The sequence below is a fragment of the Rhodococcus sp. JVH1 genome (assembly GCF_000280725.2).
GTDB lineage: Bacteria > Actinomycetota > Actinomycetes > Mycobacteriales > Mycobacteriaceae > Rhodococcus_F > Rhodococcus_F jostii_A.
On record NZ_CP166290.1, the window covers coordinates 1,075,452 to 1,092,260 of the forward strand.

A 16,809-nucleotide genomic window follows, 5' to 3' on the forward strand; every position below is an offset into this window, starting at 1 on the left:
GAGGTCGAATTCGTTCGTCGGGGGAGTAGTCGTTCTGCAGTAGCCGCGTCGTCAGACTAACCTGGCGCAACGTTGAAGTAGAGATTGTTTGCGACCTTAAGGCAAAAAATATTCGGCCCTCAGCCGGCCGGGGTCGCCGCGGGGCGCGGAGCCGTTGACTGCAGTGAATCGAGGGCCGCGAAGGCTAGTGACGCCAGCAGTTCGGCGAGGTGCGAGGGCCGCGCTGTCCGGCGCGGACGCGTGATGTCGGAGGTGATGAGCCCGTGCATCGCGCGCACCGTCGCGGCGAGGTCCTCACGGAGGTGACCCGGATAGCACGCGTTGAGGCAGTCGATCCATCGGTCAGTGTATTGGCGCTGTCGTCGCAGGTGGTTGCGGCGGTGGGCGTCCGACAGGGCACGCTGTTCCCGTGCCCAGATACTGGCCAGTCGGTCCATGCTCAGCGAGAACTCGATGTGGGCGTCGACGAGGCGGCGCAGCTCGTCCCGCGGATCCGCCAGCGGCCGGCCGATGCGCACGAGAAGTGCGTCGGTGGCGCGGTCGAACAGGACCGACAGGATCTCGTCCTTGCTGGTGAAGTGCCGGTAGATCGCGGACCCGGTAATGCCCGACTCCTTTGCGATTGCGTCCACACCGACGCCGTCGAAGCTTCGCTCGGAAAACAGCTTCGTTGCAGCCTCGAGGATCTGCTCTTCCCGTGTCATCGGACCAGTCTATGAGAACGATCGGTCACGCGGTGTGACGGCCCGCTCCTGGACTGGCGGCGGGGTGAGTAAAAGCAGCACTGTCGGAGGCACACGCATCCTCGACTTTGCCTCTTACTCGCTGACAGTGAACCGGTCCACCCACCGCCCTAGCATCTGGTTGGTGGCGCCGTGGCCTCCGAGCCAGCGGACGATACCGCCAGGGAAGGCTTCCCACCGTTCGAGGACGCCGTGGATCGCGCCCGGAACGGCGCCGGCGAGATCGCGGTCGGTAGACGCGAGTTCGGGTGCTACCCGGGCGATGCGGGCCAAGACGGCGTCCATGTGCTCGTTGGTGGACAGGTAGTCGGCGACGATGTCGTCGGGTTCGACTCCGGCGATGCGGAGCAGAAGGGCGATCGCGATGCCGGTGCGGTCCTTGCCTGCCGCGCAGTGGAGTAGCACGGGTGGCTGTGCGGTGGAGGCGATATCGAGGATTCGGGCCAGTCCCGGTCCGGAGTTGTCGAGCACGCCCTGGTACACGTCGGCGATCAGGCGGCCCTGGTGTGGCTGGGACACGTCGTCGTCGGACATGAGAGGTACCTGAAAAACGGTGGTGTCTGAGGACCGCAACGGATGCGGCGCCTTGGCGAACTCGCGCGGACTGCGGAGGTCGATGACGGTGCGAGCAGGCCAGGTCGCAACGGTGGTCGGGAAGGTATCGCCTGCGATCGGCAGTGCGCTGCGGTACAACACCCCGGGACGTGTCCGGCGCCCGTCAGTGGCGGGGAGTCCGCCGAGGTCGCGGAGGTTGGGGAGAATGTCGATGTCGGTGACGGTCATATGAGTTTCCTTCTGAGGTAAGAGGCGGCGCGGTCGAGCGCAACTACGACCACCAGGACGACCAGGACGATGGTGAGGACGTTTCCGTATTCGAAGAGCCGGAGTTGCTGGGTGAGTTCCATGCCGATGCCGCCTGCGCCGACGATGCCGAGGAGCGAGGCGGCGCGCACGTTCCCGTCGAGCACGAGCAGGGTGTAGCTGGCGATGGTCGGCACGGACTGTGGCAGCAATACCCAGCTGATGCGCTGAGTGCGGGTGGCACCGGCCGCGGCGGCCGCCTCCCACGCGCGCATATCCATGGTCTCGAAGATGTCGGCGAACAGCCGGGCCATCCCAGCGGCGGATCCGATGATGATCGCCAGGGTGCCCGCGAGTGGGCCCAACCCGACCGCCGAAACGAACAGCAGCGCCCACATCAGTTCCGGGACGGCCCGCGTGACGTTGATCGAGGCCCGCGCCGTGTGATGAAGCCAGGCCTGACCGAACACCGACCGCGCCGCGAGCAGCGCCCACGGGAGCGCGAGGAGGACACCGACCGCGGTACCGATGACCGCGATAGCTAGGGTTTCACCCATCAGAGAAACAGCGGTGGGGAGAATGGCGAGGTCGGGCGGGAACATGCGGCCGACGAAGTCCGCGATATTGGGCAGTCCGTCGAGAAGCGCATTCAGGGAAAATTCGGCGGTCTGTGCCGACCACAGGATGAGTGCCACCACGACAATCACTCCGGTGCCGGTCTGCCAGGAGGGTCGGCGCAGCGCCGCGAGATCGGTGGTCGCAGGCGTCTTCTCGGCGGGTTTTGCGTCCAGTGTCATCACTGCACTCCTGCGAGGGTGCGAGCCGGATCGGCGTACAGGAGATCGAGATCGGCGTCGGAGATGGTCTCGGTCGACCGATCGAATACGAGTCGTCCCGCCCGCAAGCCCACGAGCCGGTCCGCAACGCGGCGTGCCAACTCGACGTCATGCAGATTCAGTACCGCGGTGAGGCCCTCGTCGCGGGCGAGCCGCACGATGTCGTCGACGACCCCACGCGCGAGGACGGGATCGAGGTTGGCGACCGGTTCGTCGGCCAGCAACATATCCGGCTGCTGCGCCAGCGCACGAGCGATCGCCACCCGCTGACGCTGCCCACCCGACAGCGCGTCCGCCCGCTTGCGGAGTTGCTCCTCGAGACCAAGCTGGCGGACGGACTCGACGGCGATCTCCCGGTCACTGCGCCGGACGAAATGCACCAGGCTCGGCAACAGCGGCTGGTACGCGAGTCGTCCGATCAGCGCGTTCGACAGCACCGTCGCCCGCTCGACGAGCTGGAACTCCTGGAACACCAATCCCACTCGCGCGTGCGATCGACGCTTGACGCGGCCACGCAGCCCGCTGCGGTCGACCCCGTCGTGCAGCACCCGCCCCGACGTCGGACTCTCCAGGCCGGCGAGGCAACGCATGAGCGTCGACTTCCCGGCGCCACTACGACCGAGCACCGCGACGATCTCCCCGGGCGCCACCCGCACCGACACCTCGTGCAACGCTGCGGTGCCGTCGGGGTATCGGTAGCTCACCGCGTCGGCTTCCACGCGCGAAGGTTCGTTTCGTGTCGACGTCATTTGCGCGACAGCTCCTCGAGATCCACACCGAGTTCGGTTGCGGCGTCGCGGAAGATCGCGAAATCGCTGTCCTGAGCCTGCTCGAAGCTCGTTGCCCCGACCACGCCGAGTGCCGCCGCGTTGTCACCGCTGACGAACGCGTCCACGATGCCCTGCTCCACTGCGGGGTCGAGGTCCTTGCGTGCGATGATCACCAGGGAGACGGGAATGGGGTCGGATTCGGCGACGATCGTCTGTTCGGCGCCGTCGATCACGCCCTTGTCCACCATCGTCTGATAGGACGACCGCGCGTCCGCGGCGCAGTCAACCGAACCCTGCTTGACGGCCAGTTCGGCCGTGTCGTGACCGCCGGCATAGCTGCCCTCGATCTCGGTCTCCGGGTTGATCCCGGCCCGCTTGAGCAACAGCTTGGGAATGTAGTTGCCGCTGGTCGATCCGGCGTCGACGAACGCGATCTTGCGTCCCCGGAGATCGTCGATCGAGTCGATGCCGCTGCCGGTGCGGCACACGAACACCGAACTGTAGGCGGCGCCCTTGGCCACCACGAGCGGCTCGACACCGGCGACAGCCTCGGCGAGCGGCGTCGGAAACGGGCTGAATGCGGCGACGTCGATGAGTCCGGACCGCATCGCCTCAACAATCGACAGGTAGTCGCTCGTCGGCTTCACCTCCACCGCCTTACCCGTGCCTGTGGCGATCAGCGAGGTGACCGGTTCAAACTTCGCCTGCAGGTTCGCATTGGCCTCCGCCGGGGGCAGCCCCACCTTCAGCACGGCGGGCGCGCCGTCCTGGGCAGAGGAGTCACCACAGGCGGCGGCGCCGGACACGGTGACCGCACACGCGGCAGCGGCCAAGGTGCGGCGCAGGGTCGGGTTGATGCTCACGGGCGGGCCTTTCCGAGATGTATCCGAAGTTGATGTCCGAATATTCATCTAGACAAGTAGCGTAAACCACGCCCCGTCATGTCCGGGAAGTGAATGCCTCTTGAACAGTAACGATGAAGATTGATCGCACCCACTCCCTCTGTCACTGTCCTCTAGACTTATGTCCATGCCGAGCAAAACGTCCGTAGCCCGGGTGCCGCTCTACCGCCAGGTACAGGACGTCCTGTTGCAGCGACTCGACAGTGGCACGCTGCGACCGGGCGACCGACTGCCACCCGAGACCGACCTCGCCGCCGAACTGCGGGTCAACCGGCTCACCGTGCGGCAGGCCATCGGCGAACTGACCCGGGCCGGCCGGCTTGTTTCGCGGCAGGGGTCGGGCACGTTCGTCGCCCCGCCGCCCCAGCACTTTCCCATCGAACTTGCGGCCAGTTACATCAACGACGCCGACGGCCTCAGCGAAGCTTTTCGGTCCGTGGGACGCACGCTGACCGAGTCGCTCGTGGCAAGCGAGATCGTGCTCGGCGCCAGCGCACCGCAGGCCGAGGAGTATCTGCCCCGATGCCGGCTACGGCGCATCGACACCGTGCTCGAAGTCGACGACGAACCCTGGTTCGCGAACTCGGTCTGGATCGACGACCGCCGGTTCGCCGGAATCGACCGACATCTGCGAGACGGCGTCCCGCTGTATACGGTCTGGCGCGACGTCTACGGGGTGCGTCTGAAGGCCGCATGGCGTTCGTTCGCCGCCGGAGCCGCGTCGCCGCGGGTGGCAGACCTGCTCGGAGTCCCTCCGGGCGCACCGGTTCTCCTGCGCGACGGCCTGAACCTCGACGAGGACGACACGCCCACCGTGTACATCAGCCGTTCATGCCGCAGCGACCGCGTGAGATTCGTCGCGAGCTATTAGCGACGTAGGGACTGTGCGACTGCGGCGAACGGTGGCGGCAAGTTTATGAACACACCTGATCGCACCCGTGCCGCGAAGTGGATTGGTACGTTGCTGGGTTGCCGATCTTGGCCATCTCCCAGCCCAAGATGGCGGCTACCGCACCGTCCGGAGCCACCAGCAGGTTGTGGCATCCGAGGGCGCAATGCACGTCCGATGTGACCGTCCATGGGGCGCGGTCGAGTCACCGCGGTCACGGTCACTGGTCGTGTTCGATGCCGGGGGAGTTCTGGTCGGGTGCAGCGGCCGTGACCGAACCCGTGGAATTGGCTGTGGAGTCCGCACGTCGGAGACGACCTGTCGTGATGCGAACATTCTGGTGGGGCCGGTGTCGTCGCGTCCGTCCGGATTCTCGCGTTGGTTTCGTCGGTGATCTGGCTGGGTCAGGCGGTCTACCTTGCACCGTTGCTCTGCGAAGAACCAACGAGCGAGGGAATAGTCGTGTCGGACACCTATGCGACCGGCGACGGGACTTCCACCAATTTCACGTTGCATTGCGTCGGCGACCGTGGGCAAACGATCGACGCCGGGTGGCTGCGACCGTTCCTGTTGATCTGGTCTGTATATCTGTTGGTCGTGGCGATCGTGGTCGTGGTAGCACTCATATCGAGGAAACGACACTGTCACGCTAGTTGAACAATACAGCGGCGCTGTCTATTTGGGGAATGAGGCTACGGTACGCCGCCGAGCCGTCCACTTTCAGGCGGCGGCGTCGGTCGCTGTGACGTCCTGCCAGACCGCGTATCGGTCGGCCATCTCGGTACGCCATTCGGGCGCCGAGAGTCTGTGCCGGTTGGGCCGGAAATGCGGAGAGATGCCCGAGAAGGCGGACAGGAATCGTTCCGCGTGCCGGCACTGTCAACTTGGCTGGAAGGTGCGTCAGCGTAGTTGTTTTGGGATGAAGTTGGGTGACTGTTCCTGCTGCTGTTCGCGATTCAGGCGGCAGGGGCGGTCCCGGTCGCGTCCTGCCAGGCCGCGAAGCGGTCGGTCATCTCAGCTCGCCATCCCGCCGCCGAGAGCAAATGCCGGCGCGGCCGGAAGTGCGGTGAGATCCCGCTGAACGCGGACAGAAACCGTTGCGCGTGACCAGGCGATTTGAACCGCTTCATCGCGCGTTCACGCTGCCTCGTCGGCTGATGCGAGTTCTCGGCGCGGTTGTTCAGGTACTTCGACCGACGATGCTCGACCGACGCCAGCATCTGCTGGTGTGCGAGCTGGTAGCTGGCGAGCTTGTCGGTCACGATGACCCGCGGCACATACTGCAGCCCCTTGAGCAGTCTGCGGAAGAACTTGATGGCGGCCTTGGTGTTTCGGCGGGACTGGACCAGGACGTCGAGCACGTTGCCCTGCTGGTCGACGGCGCGCCAGAGGTAGTGTTGTTGGCCGTTGATGCGGATGTACACCTCGTCGAGGTTCCATTTATCGCCGGGTCGCGGTCGGCGGCGGCGCAGCCGGTCGGCGTAGGTTTGCCCGAATTTGTGGCACCACTGCCGGACGGACTCGTGGGAGACGACAACGCCGCGTTGCAGCATCAACTCCTCGACCTCGCGGAAGCTGAGCGGGAAGCGGAAGTACAGCCAGATGCAATGGCTGATGATCTCCGCGGGGTACCGGAATCCCTTGTACGATACTTCTGCGCTGGTCACGACCAGGATCCTGCCAGCGCTGACCACACCTGCTCAAGTTGACAGTGCCTGTAATAGGGGGAGCGAGGATGCGGTCCGTAGGCATGAAGCGAAACCTGCGGCGCGTTAGGGTAGCCCGCCCTGTGGGTGGGAAAGTGAGAGTGCCGAGCCCGCTCCATCAGGGTGAAGGCCACGGAAGGTGCCCAAGGCCTGGAAAGTGCAGGCACCGAAGGACTCTCCGGCGTATGGGGTGTTCGAACGTATCGATAGTGGCGGCGGGAACCGGGGGAGGCCCCCTTCCCGGCCCGGGAACCTGCGGATTGGTGCTTCTTCGGAGCGGCGTGCCGTATAACCGGTAACCCGGGAAGTGGGTGTCGCGGCTGGGAAGGCGTCGGAGGCGGCCGTAGTACTGCTCGAGCCGAGCGGACAACATAACCGCAGGTGAGGGAAGGGCCGCTACTTCGTCGATGTGTAGTGCTGTATTGGAGGGGCTCGTGAGTGTCGGGGTGACTAGTTCCGCCGCTGCGGGATCTTCTCCCGCAGATCCGGTTCGCGGGTTGCAGCATGCGCTGTACCGGGCGGCCAAGGCCGATCCCAGGCGAGAAGTTTCATGCGCTGTGGGACAAAGTCTGTCGCAGAGACGTCCTATGGCGTGGGTGGGCCCAAGGTGCGCGCAACGAGGGCGCACCGGGTATCGACAGGGTCACCCTGGTCGAGGTCGACGAGTACTTCCGTGGTCCGGCTGCTCGATGAGTTGGCTGACGAATTGAGGGAGGGGCGGTATCGGCCGCTTCCTGCCCGGCGGGTGTTCATTCCGAAGCCGGGCGTGGCAGATGAGCGGAGACCGCTGTCGATTCCTTTTAGTTCGTGACCGGATCGCGACTGCTGCACTGAAGATCGTGCTGGAGCCGGCGTTCGAGGCGGACAATTGCCAATTGCTTCTCGGCGATTCCGCACGAGAAGTTGATGCAGGCGATCGAGGAACGTGTCTGTGACCAGTCCGTTCTCAAATTGCTGCGCGCGATCCTGCGCGCGGGCGTGATGGAGGATGGTCTGGTGCGGCGTCCGGTGACGGGCACGCCACAAGGCGGCTTATGTTCAGCTGTGCATAAAGCTCCTTGCGGCGTGCCGGTCGGATTGTCCTCGCGATGGCCGGTTTCACTCATCACTCCGGCCTTGGGGAACGACTTGACCAGCAACAACACGCGCTTGTCTGCGACCCGGGCGCGCACCCGGCCCCTCAGGGCCGTGTGCTCGATCGAATCGAAGCACGCTTCGATGACGGCATCAAGCACCAGCGATAACCCTTGGTGCCGAAATACTGAATCTCCGCGACTGCGTCGTGCGCCCGCCGCCTCGGCCGGAACCCATAGGAGACCGGCAGGAAGTCGGCCTCGAAATCGGTTCCAGCACCAGCTTCAGCGCCGCCTGAACGACCCGATCCGCAACCGTCGGGACGGTTGCTTCATCCGTACTTCCGCGCACGGTTCGATCCTCCGATCGAAACCCTGATCCAGGATGGTATTCGTTCGATTTCGTCGCTACCTACCTAGAACGGCCAATACATGCACCCCTCGTACCCCGGCCCGGCAGAATACAACTGTGCGTAACCCTAGTTTTCTAAGGGGCTGAGATGGAGTTCGTAAGCACCAGGATCCACAAGGTTCCCGACTGGGCGCTTTGGGCGATATCGATCGCGCTGGCGACTGCGATCGCGACGGCGGCCATTAGGTTGCATTGGCCGACCTGGGCACAGCTCACTGCGGCTTCAGCCCTCTGTTTACTCACCATTGGGGCGGTGGTCGAGAAGGTACGCACTGAGCGAAGAATGGCCGCGGACAAGGAGGAACGGAAACGCCTCAAGCAGGAGCAGAGGGACGCGCAATGGAAACGTGCGGTGGAAACCTGCCTTCGGCTATGGCCAGCCCCTTCGATCTCGGACGTTAACCCATACGATCTGGGGATCGACCGAGTGGGGCTCCCAGAATCCAAAACGGACTACCTCCCCACATATGTCGCCCGGGACATCGACCAGAAGGCGCAGAAGCAACTTCAGTCCAGCGGTCTGGTGTTGCTGCTAGGAGTACCCGGCAGCGGTACCACACGCACTGCCTACGAATTGTCGCGCTCGCTACATACAAAACCTGTGGTCCTTGTACCGGAACCACCAGATGGGCTCAAGCGTGCTGTCGACGATCTTGAGATCCTCTCCAGACTTACCTCGCCTACACGTCTGTTGGTGTGGCTAGACCGCCTCGACCAATTCAGCGATGGTGGGCTGACTGTGGCGCTATTGCGTCGGTTGTCCGGAACTGCCGGAATGCGCATCGTGGCGACCATTCCGTCCACCAGATACGAAGCATGGATCGCTGACAATACGCCTCTAGCAGCGGAGTTTGGTCCGCCTATCTCTATTGATCGGTTGCCGTCACTCGCTGAGCAAACTCGTGCGGAGGAAGCGCATCCCGGTATCGACTTCAGCGAAGGTATTGCCATAGCATTCCAGGGATTAACAGCCCTGCTGGTCCGACTGCGGGCCGGCCAGACGAGTTGTTCCTTCGAGCAGTACGGAAACGATTGCACACTTTCACGAGCGATCGTCGATGTTGCGACGGCGTGGGCATCTACCGGAACCCCGCGGTCGATTACGCGTCAACAGCTCGAAAAGCTGTTGAGGCGCAAATTTAGCTCCACACTCCTGACGCCGTCACACATGACTGAAGCGTTTGGATGGGCTATGGCACCGGTTGTGGGTGGGAAGGCGCTCCTCACTGCATCCGCTTCAGATGGACAATCCTTTGATACAAGTCAGCAGATCGCCAAACTCCGCTTGTCAGAGGGTGAATCACCCCCCAAGGAGATTTGGGACGCGGCCCTCGGTGAGGCTCACACGAACGGCGACTCCGAGGCAATTGGGCAAATCGGCTTCCGCGCGCACATCAGCGGTGACCACAAGATCGCTGGAAACGCGTGGGCGAAGGTGACGTCCCTCGACGAACCTTCTGCGGTCTGGCTCAGGCGGGCCGCAGACTACAGCCTCGCTCGTTGGAATCGCCAGGCCGAAATTCTTCCCGCGCGTCGACTACTCAAGTTGACGCAACTCGCACATGGTCCTCGATCGGTAGAGGCGGCCGTCAGCCTGCTGCGCTTGGGTATCGCCTATGACGCTACCGGTCAGCTGTCGAAAGCCGCGGAACTGTACGACCAGGCACTGGAAATCAACGAGACAGAGTTCGGTTCCAACGACCCCACGGTGGCTGCCACACTGAACGAACTCGGCAATACCTGGCGTAACTTGGGGAACCCTACGAAGGCGCTTAAGCTACTTGAACGCGCCCGCAGCATCAACGAGACAGCGTTCGGTCTTGACGACCCCAAGGCGGCCAGCACACTCAATTTCTTGGCCGGGGTATGGCTTGACCTGGGGAAGCCCGACACGGCGCGCGTGCTCGCTGTGCGCGCTTTGGAGATCAACGAAAACGCGTTCGGTCGCAACGCCGCCGTCGTCGCGCAAAATCTCGACCAACTCGGTACTGCCCTCTTAGATCTCGGAAAACATTCGGACGCGATCGAACAGCTCAAACGCTCATTGCGCATTATTGAATGGAATTTTCCTCCTGGAAACACGCGAGAAGCGGTCACGGCCCAACTACTCGGTATAGCTTGGCGTGAGGAAGATAATCCGAAGAAGGGTCAAGTGTTGATTGAGCGTGCGCTGCGTATCAACACAGAACATTTCGGTCTAGACCATCCTTTTACCGCTATCAACCTGCACAATTTGGGTGTGGCATTGGCGAATCAGAGAAAGTACCCAGAGGCTCTTGATCTGCTCAAGCAGGCATTGGACGGCATAGGGTGGGCCTTCGGTACTAATAGCCCTAAATATGCAGCGATTCTCGATCACTTAGGGTTTGTCTGGCGGGCACTCGGCGACCCTGCGAAGGGCCGAAAATTCAACGAACGGGCACTTCACCTCCTCAGACAGTTTTATGGCGATGACCATCCTCAGGTTGCTATAGCTCTCCGCCATTTGGGTCAATCCAACGCGGCTTCAGGGATGACCCCACAAGCCCGTGACTGTTATCAGCAAGCTCTGGAAATAATGCGCACTTGGTATCCAGGGGGACACCCCCTTACAAAATTACTCGCCCATGATCTTGAGCTGATCGCCCCGGACTTGCTTGTTAACGACGACGGCACCTTCTATAGGCGAGAGGCCCGTTAGGAGACCATAAATACGTGGTTTCGGCCGATATCCAGATCCATACCGGCTCGGGCGGCGTTCGAGGGCGAGATTAGTCGGTACTCGGTCGAGCCACCAACTACCTGCCACCCAGGACGGCGGAGCGCGGTCCAAACGGGAATCGTGGGATCTTTCCACGGGCGGCGCGCGGTCGGCGCGGCAGATTGACCAGGCTCGATATTTGGCCCTGACTTGCGCAGTTTTAGTGCCCCGGTCAGCGTGTCGGTAGTTCCAGCGAGGTGAGGATGGCTGCGGCTTCGACGGTGAGCGGGTCGGCGGCGGTGTGGGTGGCCGGCGATGGTCAGGCTGATTTTTTGTAGCGGGCGCAGGGTTTCACGATGCGCCCGATCGAGACCCCGGTCTCGGCCTGCAGATAGCGCGACCGCGAGCGCGGTGAACACGACCGTGAGGTGGGCTTCGATCGCGTCGCGGGTGTGGTGGAACATCGGCGGCGCCCGTAGGTCGGTTTTCGACATGCGGAACGACTGCTCGACATGCCGAAGGTCGTGATACTTGCCGATCACCTCGCCGAGTCCATCAGTGTGGCGGGGATGTTGGTGACGTAGCCTTTCTTAGGTCGAACTCGACCTAAGAAGGGTTAGGACGATGTCGGGGTTATGCCGACATGGGTCGCATCGTTGCTGGTAGTCGCCTCGTCACCGGTGGATTGTTCGGCATAATCACCGAATGCCGAGTCAGGCGTAATGCTGGTGTTCCCTGGTGTCAAAGGGAAGGAAACACAGCCATGTCCACCACCGACGATGGCACTCGCTGGATCATGATCGACGACGCGATCAAGGACTTCGACCGTTACCTGATCACGGGTAAGAACGCATCCGAGATGACCCGCCAGTGCTACACCCGACACGCACGAGCGTTCCTGAACACTGTCGCGCAGTCGGCAGCTGCGGTCGACCTCGAACAGTTGTCAGGGCCACAGGTCCGTTCGTATGTCACAGATCTGGGCGAACGTTACGCTCCACAATCACTGAAACTCAAGGCAACTGCGCTGCGAATCTTTCTGCGGTTTGCGTGGATGTCCGGACAGATGAGCTCGGATCTGACCGGCGCAGTCGGCCCGGTGATCACTCATCGGTCCGGCAAGATCCCCAAGGCGCTGCACCTGGACGAACTGGTACGCCTGTTGGCGGCACCCGATCGGCGCACTCTGGGCGGAACCCGCGATTACGCACTGCTGGTCCTGATGTCCCGGCTCGGATTACGTGCCGGCGAAGTCGGCGGACTTCGCCTCGACGACATCGACTGGGCGCATGCGAAAGTCAGGGTGCGGGTCAAAGGAGGGAACGTCCTCGAGTTGCCCATTCCCGGCGATGTCGGCTCTGCTTTGGTGGAGTACCTGCAGCGGCGTCCCACTCCGACCCCTCACCGTGAAGTATTCCTCACAAACTACGGGGCGCCGGTGCCGATGACCCGCGGGGCGGTGACGCAGGTGGTCGAGCGCAATGCCCGCACGGCGGGTCTGGGGATGGTGCACGCACACCGGTTGCGGCACAGTGCTGCTCGCGCCGTGCTCGTCGGTGGCGGCACGTTCGAGGAGGTCGGTGAGCTGCTCGGTCACGCCACCCGGCAGGTCACCATGGCGTACTCGTCGTTCGACCTCGCGTCGATGCGTCCCCTTGCCCGCCCGTGGCCGGTCAGGGGGCAGTGATGCCCACCTGGACTGTCCTCATCGACGAGTACCTCGACTTCCGCATCGCACGAGGATTCCAACCGAGCCGCAAGATAGAACGATTGCTCCCGCAGTTCGTCGCCTCGCTGCCCGACAGCCGCGACGACGGTCTGCTGTTCAGCAACGCCGATGCGCTGACCTGGGCGAACCTCCCTGATCAGGCAGCACCTTCCTGGGTGTCGGCTCGCTTGTCGATCGTGCGGGGCTTCGCGCTCTACCTCGCCGGATCCGGCCTACCCGTTGTCGTGCCGGCCTCCCGGCAGACACCGACCTCGTCTCGCCGAGCCACCCCGTATCTGTATTCGACCTGCGAGGTCGTCGACCTCATGGACGCCACCGATGCGGTGTTCACACCCTTGCGTGCCGCCACCATGCGCACCCTCATCGGGCTGCTCTTCGTCACCGGAATGCGCATCGGTGAGACGCTGCACCTGAATGTCGGCGACCTCGACACCGAGCAGAACACCCTGATGATCCGGCACGCGAAGCTCGGTCGCGAAGGCATCGTCTGCCTCGATACCAGCACCACCGAGGCGTTACGGGCCTACCTCCACGACCCGCCTCGACGCGATCTGGGCACCGGCACCGATCGGCCGCTGTTCGTCACCGGCACAGGCACCGCGGTCTCCTACTCCACCGTCTGCGGCGGCTTCGGCCAGCTGGTCCGCCGTGTCGGACTGGGCCATCGTGCCGGCGCCCGTCCACGCCTGCACGACCTGCGCCACAGTTTCGCCACCCTGACGATGGTCGAGGCCTACCGGACAGGACGCGATCCCGGGCACACGTTCGCCGTATTGTCCTTCTGGCTCGGGCATTGCAACCCGGTCGACACCTATTGGTATTACTCCGATTCTCGGGTTATTCCGATGCCCGCTCCTTCCTGCGCGTAAGAGGCCTGGGACCTTGGCTGACGCGCTCTGGCAACTATCGCCTGTCGGAATAATCCGGTGCGCGCACGGGACCTCTTCCTCTCCCTGACGTTCTCCGCCCATGGTGACGGTGCCGCCATATTCATCCGAACCGGCGGCTCCATCGAATGAAAGGTCGATGTCATGGGATTGATGGTGTCCGAGCTGGCTGATGCCGTGCTCGGCGTGGTGGCAAGCGTGGGCTTGTCGGCAGACACGGTCGCTCGCTACCGCAAGTGCTGCGGCGTGGTCGTGAAGTTTTGTGAGCAGCGGGGCCTCGACGCGCTGTCAGCCAGGGTGGTCGACGAGTTCGTCGCGTGCCAGCAGGAGCGTGCCCGCCGCGGTGAGATCGGCCCGAACAGGCGAAAGGCTCTGGTGAAGTCAGCCCGCATGATGCTGGAGCTCCAGGCAACCGGCGCCGTGGTCTGGCGGATGATGAGCCCAGACCCTGATCTCACGCTCAGCGAGAGTTCCCGTGCCGTACTGAAACAGTTCGCCGCGGCGGCCGGCCCAGAGCTGGCCCCGGGATCAGTGAGGTTGCTGGCCAGCGAGATCCGTCATTTCCTGGCCTACCTCGACCGGATCGGCCGGGGTGCTCCCGGTACCGTCACTGCGGACGACGTACGAGGGTTCATGGTCGAGATGGCGCCCAAGCGGCCAGCGGGCATCGGCAACCTGGTGTGGTCGCTCAAGAGGTTCTTCGCCTTCCTCAACGCCGCCGGGCTTAGCGACGTGCGCATCGATGGCTTGCTCGCGCATGCCGCGCCGCGGCGGGTGCGGGCGCTGCCGTGCTTTACCCGTGAGGAGACCGGCCGTCTCATTGAAAGGATCGAGACCGAGACCCCCTGCGGGAAGAGGGACTACGCGATGGTCTTGCTCGCGGTCTCGACCGGGCTGCGGTGCTGCGACATCGTCGCACTGCGCCTGGATGAGATCGACTGGCGCCGCGACGAGATCCGGCTGGTCCAGGCCAAGACATCGAGGCCGCTGGTACTGCCGCTGTCAGCACTGGCAGGCAACGCCGTCGCTGAATGGATCTTGCATGGCCGGCCCGATTGTGACGCCCCGGAAGTGTTCGTCCGGCTCCAAGCGCCGTTCGTGAAGCTCGGGAACTCGACCGGCTCGACCCTCATGCGCCGCCGCCTGACCCGGGCCGGCATCGAGCATGTGGCCCACGACGGCAAGTCCTTCCATGCCCTGCGGCGCACCGCGGGGACAAGGCTCATCGAGTCGGGCGCCGGCCTGCCGCTGGCCGCGCAGATCCTGGGCCACGCCCGCATCAATTCCTCCCGCCCCTACTTCGCTCTGGCCAGCGAGCAGCTCCGACAGTGCTGCCTGCCGCTGCAGGATCTCGCCTGCACGAAGGAGGGGCTGCGATGAACACATTCACCAGCAATTTCGCACCCCACATCGAGGCGATGCTCGAATGGCGAACCTCGCTCGGACACAGCCTGCGCGACATGCGAAACGCGATGGCCGGTTTCGACAGGTTCTGCTCATCGCATCACCCCGGCGAAACGGTGCTGACCCGGGAACTGGCGACCGCCTGGTGCAGGGACACCGCGACGGGCACCTGGGGCGCCTACCGGAGCCGCGCGGTCCGTGAGTTCGGCAAGTACCTCCAACTGGCCGGCGTGGACGCGTTCATCGTGCCGTCCGCGTGGATCGCCAGCCCGACCCGCGGCCTACCGCACATGTTCACCGATGAGGAGCTGGCCGCGTTCTTCCGGGCGGCCGACTCCATCGACGCCGATTACCGCAGCCCGTTCCGCGAGTACACGATCCCGGTCATCTTCCGGCTGATCCTCGGCGCGGGCCTGCGCCCGCCCGAAGCCCGCCGCCTGCGCCGCCACGACGTTGACGCCGAAGGCGCGATGGTGATGATCGAACGCTCCAAACGGAACAAGGACCGCCATGTCCCCGTCAGCGGGGACCTGGCCGGGCTGCTTGCCCGTTTCGATCACCTAGCCGACATGCGGCGCGCGGACCGAGAGTGGTTCTTCGAGGACCAGCATGGCTGTCAGTACTCCCCATCCTGGCTCATCGCCAGCTACCACCGCTGCTGCGAACGTGCGGGCGGGATCGCGCCGGCCTCAACCCCGTATACGCTGCGGCACAATTACGCCGCGCGCACCCTGATGCGGTGGGTCGAAGAAGGCAAAGACATTGAGGCATGGCTGCCCTACCTCGCCGCCTACATGGGACACCAGAAGTACTCCTCGACAGCGTGGTACGTGCATTTGCTGCCCGAGCGCCTCGCAGCGGCCGGCCTGACCCGCGCGGCCGGCATCATCCCGGCGGTGACGTCATGAAGACCCGCCAGCAGGCTGCGGACGGCTTCTACCGGCACCTTCGCGAGTGGTTCACAGCGTTTTTGCCCCGCCAGCGTGGTGCAGCCGAGAACACGATCACCTCGTGCCGCCAGACCTGGAACATGCTCCTAGGCTACGTCGCCGAACATCACCACATCGGTGTCGAGAAGGTCACCTTCACTATGGTTGACCGGGTCACCGTCACCGGGTTCCTTGAACACATGCGGGCCACCAAGTCGTGGACGCCCTCGACCTACAACCAGCGACTGGCGTGCATCCGGTCGTTCTTCACCTACGCGGCGGCCGCTGAGCCGACGCTCACGATCTACCTTGCCGACCTCGCCGCCATCCCGCGACTCAAGGCTCCGGCCGCGGCACCGGTGAAGTACATGAGCACAGACGCGGTCACGGCGCTGCTCGCCGCCCCGGACCCGGGCACCCGGATCGGGCTGCGTGACCAGTTCTTCATGATCCTCATGTATGACCTGGCTGCCCGAGACGCCGAGATGCTCGCCATGACCCTCGCCGACATCGACACCAGGCGACTCACCGTGGACCTGCTCGGGAAGGGCTCCAAACCCAGGCGCCTGCCCATCACCAGCGAGACGGCCCAGCACTTCGGCCGCTACGCCGCGGTGTTCCACCCCAGCCCGGAACCGGCGACCCCGATGTTCTACACCAGGCGGAATCATCGTCCGACGCGGATGTCTGACGACAACGTCGCCAGGCTCATTCGCCAGCACGCCGCCACCGCTAAAGCCAGATGCTCCGACGTCCCGGCCCGGATCCACCCGCACATGCTCCGGCACTCCCGGGCGATGCACCTCTACCAGGCCGGCATGCCACTGGCCCTGCTCACCGAGTGGCTCGGGCACGCCGACCCTGAGACCACGCTCATCTACGCACACGCCGACACCGAGATGAAGCGCCACGCTCTCGAGAAAGCAAACAGCGCAACAACCCGCAGCCCTCTGCCGACCCCGCTCTGGCACGACCGCGAGGACATCATCCAGCGCCTGTGCGGACTTAAGGAGTGACACCGGATTATTCCGACAGGCGATAGTTGCCA

At 64.0% G+C, this 16,809-nt stretch carries 13 protein-coding genes and 3 pseudogenes; 7 read left to right on the forward strand and 9 right to left on the reverse strand.

Annotation, left to right across the window (positions count from 1 at the left end):
• Positions 1 to 119: 119 nt before the first annotated feature.
• From JVH1_RS42595 to JVH1_RS42615, 5 genes are all read right to left on the reverse strand, one after another.
• Positions 120 to 704, reverse strand: a complete 585-nt coding sequence (locus tag JVH1_RS42595) for a TetR/AcrR family transcriptional regulator (RefSeq protein ID WP_009480566.1) — start codon at positions 702 to 704, stop codon at positions 120 to 122.
• 114 nt (positions 705 to 818) lie between these two features.
• On the reverse strand, positions 819 to 1,526 hold the full coding sequence (locus JVH1_RS42600; protein ID WP_009480567.1) for a tyrosine-protein phosphatase: 708 nt from the start codon (positions 1,524 to 1,526) through the stop codon (positions 819 to 821).
• Positions 1,523 to 2,341, reverse strand: a complete 819-nt coding sequence (gene phnE, locus JVH1_RS42605; protein WP_043782830.1) for a phosphonate ABC transporter, permease protein PhnE — start codon at positions 2,339 to 2,341, stop codon at positions 1,523 to 1,525. The genes JVH1_RS42600 and phnE overlap by 4 nt, the downstream gene beginning before the upstream one ends.
• The gene (phnC, locus tag JVH1_RS42610) at positions 2,341 to 3,129 is read right to left on the reverse strand and encodes a phosphonate ABC transporter ATP-binding protein (protein ID WP_043782832.1); all 789 of its coding nucleotides are present in this window, start codon (positions 3,127 to 3,129) and stop codon (positions 2,341 to 2,343) included. Before phnC ends, phnE begins: the two co-directional genes overlap by 1 nt.
• Positions 3,126 to 4,013, reverse strand: a complete 888-nt coding sequence (locus JVH1_RS42615) for a phosphate/phosphite/phosphonate ABC transporter substrate-binding protein (protein WP_009480570.1) — start codon at positions 4,011 to 4,013, stop codon at positions 3,126 to 3,128. Before JVH1_RS42615 ends, phnC begins: the two co-directional genes overlap by 4 nt.
• Before the next feature lie 166 nt (positions 4,014 to 4,179).
• Here JVH1_RS42615 and JVH1_RS42620 point away from each other — a divergent pair, with 166 nt between their 5' ends.
• Positions 4,180 to 4,923 carry a GntR family transcriptional regulator gene (locus JVH1_RS42620; protein WP_051033835.1) on the forward strand — a complete coding sequence of 248 codons (744 nt, stop codon included), beginning with the start codon at positions 4,180 to 4,182 and terminating at the stop codon, positions 4,921 to 4,923.
• A gap of 738 nt (positions 4,924 to 5,661) precedes the next feature.
• On the opposite strand, the pseudogene JVH1_RS42625 reads toward JVH1_RS42620, so the two are convergent.
• The 3 genes and pseudogenes from JVH1_RS42625 to JVH1_RS42635 all read right to left on the reverse strand — a co-directional run.
• A pseudogene (locus JVH1_RS42625) lies at positions 5,662 to 5,802 on the reverse strand (IS6 family transposase); the annotation flags it as partial.
• Between the two features lie 95 nt (positions 5,803 to 5,897).
• Positions 5,898 to 6,608, reverse strand: coding sequence for an IS6 family transposase (locus JVH1_RS42630; RefSeq protein ID WP_009480574.1), 711 nt, complete (start codon positions 6,606 to 6,608; stop codon positions 5,898 to 5,900).
• Between the two features lie 1,169 nt (positions 6,609 to 7,777).
• Positions 7,778 to 8,045, reverse strand: a pseudogene (locus tag JVH1_RS42635) (reverse transcriptase domain-containing protein); the annotation flags it as partial.
• Between the two features lie 175 nt (positions 8,046 to 8,220).
• Here JVH1_RS42635 and JVH1_RS42640 point away from each other — a divergent pair.
• A complete protein-coding gene (locus JVH1_RS42640) occupies positions 8,221 to 10,812 on the forward strand; it encodes a tetratricopeptide repeat protein (RefSeq protein WP_009480576.1) in 2,592 nt (863 codons plus the stop codon).
• A 284-nt stretch (positions 10,813 to 11,096) separates the two neighbouring features.
• Here the strand turns inward: JVH1_RS42640 and JVH1_RS42645 are convergent.
• A pseudogene (locus tag JVH1_RS42645) lies at positions 11,097 to 11,401 on the reverse strand (IS1634 family transposase); the annotation flags it as partial.
• Positions 11,402 to 11,575: 174 nt separating this feature from the next.
• Between JVH1_RS42645 and JVH1_RS42650 the strand changes: the two are divergent.
• From JVH1_RS42650 to JVH1_RS42670, 5 genes are all read left to right on the forward strand, one after another.
• On the forward strand, positions 11,576 to 12,499 hold the full coding sequence (locus JVH1_RS42650; RefSeq protein ID WP_043782834.1) for a tyrosine-type recombinase/integrase: 924 nt from the start codon (positions 11,576 to 11,578) through the stop codon (positions 12,497 to 12,499).
• Complete coding sequence (locus JVH1_RS42655; protein WP_063720719.1) at positions 12,499 to 13,410, forward strand: tyrosine-type recombinase/integrase; 912 nt, start codon at positions 12,499 to 12,501, stop codon at positions 13,408 to 13,410. Before JVH1_RS42650 ends, JVH1_RS42655 begins: the two co-directional genes overlap by 1 nt.
• A gap of 162 nt (positions 13,411 to 13,572) precedes the next feature.
• Complete coding sequence (locus JVH1_RS42660; protein WP_371113181.1) at positions 13,573 to 14,808, forward strand: tyrosine-type recombinase/integrase; 1,236 nt, start codon at positions 13,573 to 13,575, stop codon at positions 14,806 to 14,808.
• The gene (locus JVH1_RS42665; protein WP_043783120.1) at positions 14,805 to 15,740 is read left to right on the forward strand and encodes a tyrosine-type recombinase/integrase; all 936 of its coding nucleotides are present in this window, start codon (positions 14,805 to 14,807) and stop codon (positions 15,738 to 15,740) included. Before JVH1_RS42660 ends, JVH1_RS42665 begins: the two co-directional genes overlap by 4 nt.
• Entirely contained in the window at positions 15,737 to 16,777 is a 1,041-nt protein-coding gene (locus tag JVH1_RS42670) for a tyrosine-type recombinase/integrase (protein ID WP_043783119.1), read from the forward strand. The genes JVH1_RS42665 and JVH1_RS42670 overlap by 4 nt, the downstream gene beginning before the upstream one ends.
• Positions 16,778 to 16,809: the final 32 nt, after the last annotated feature.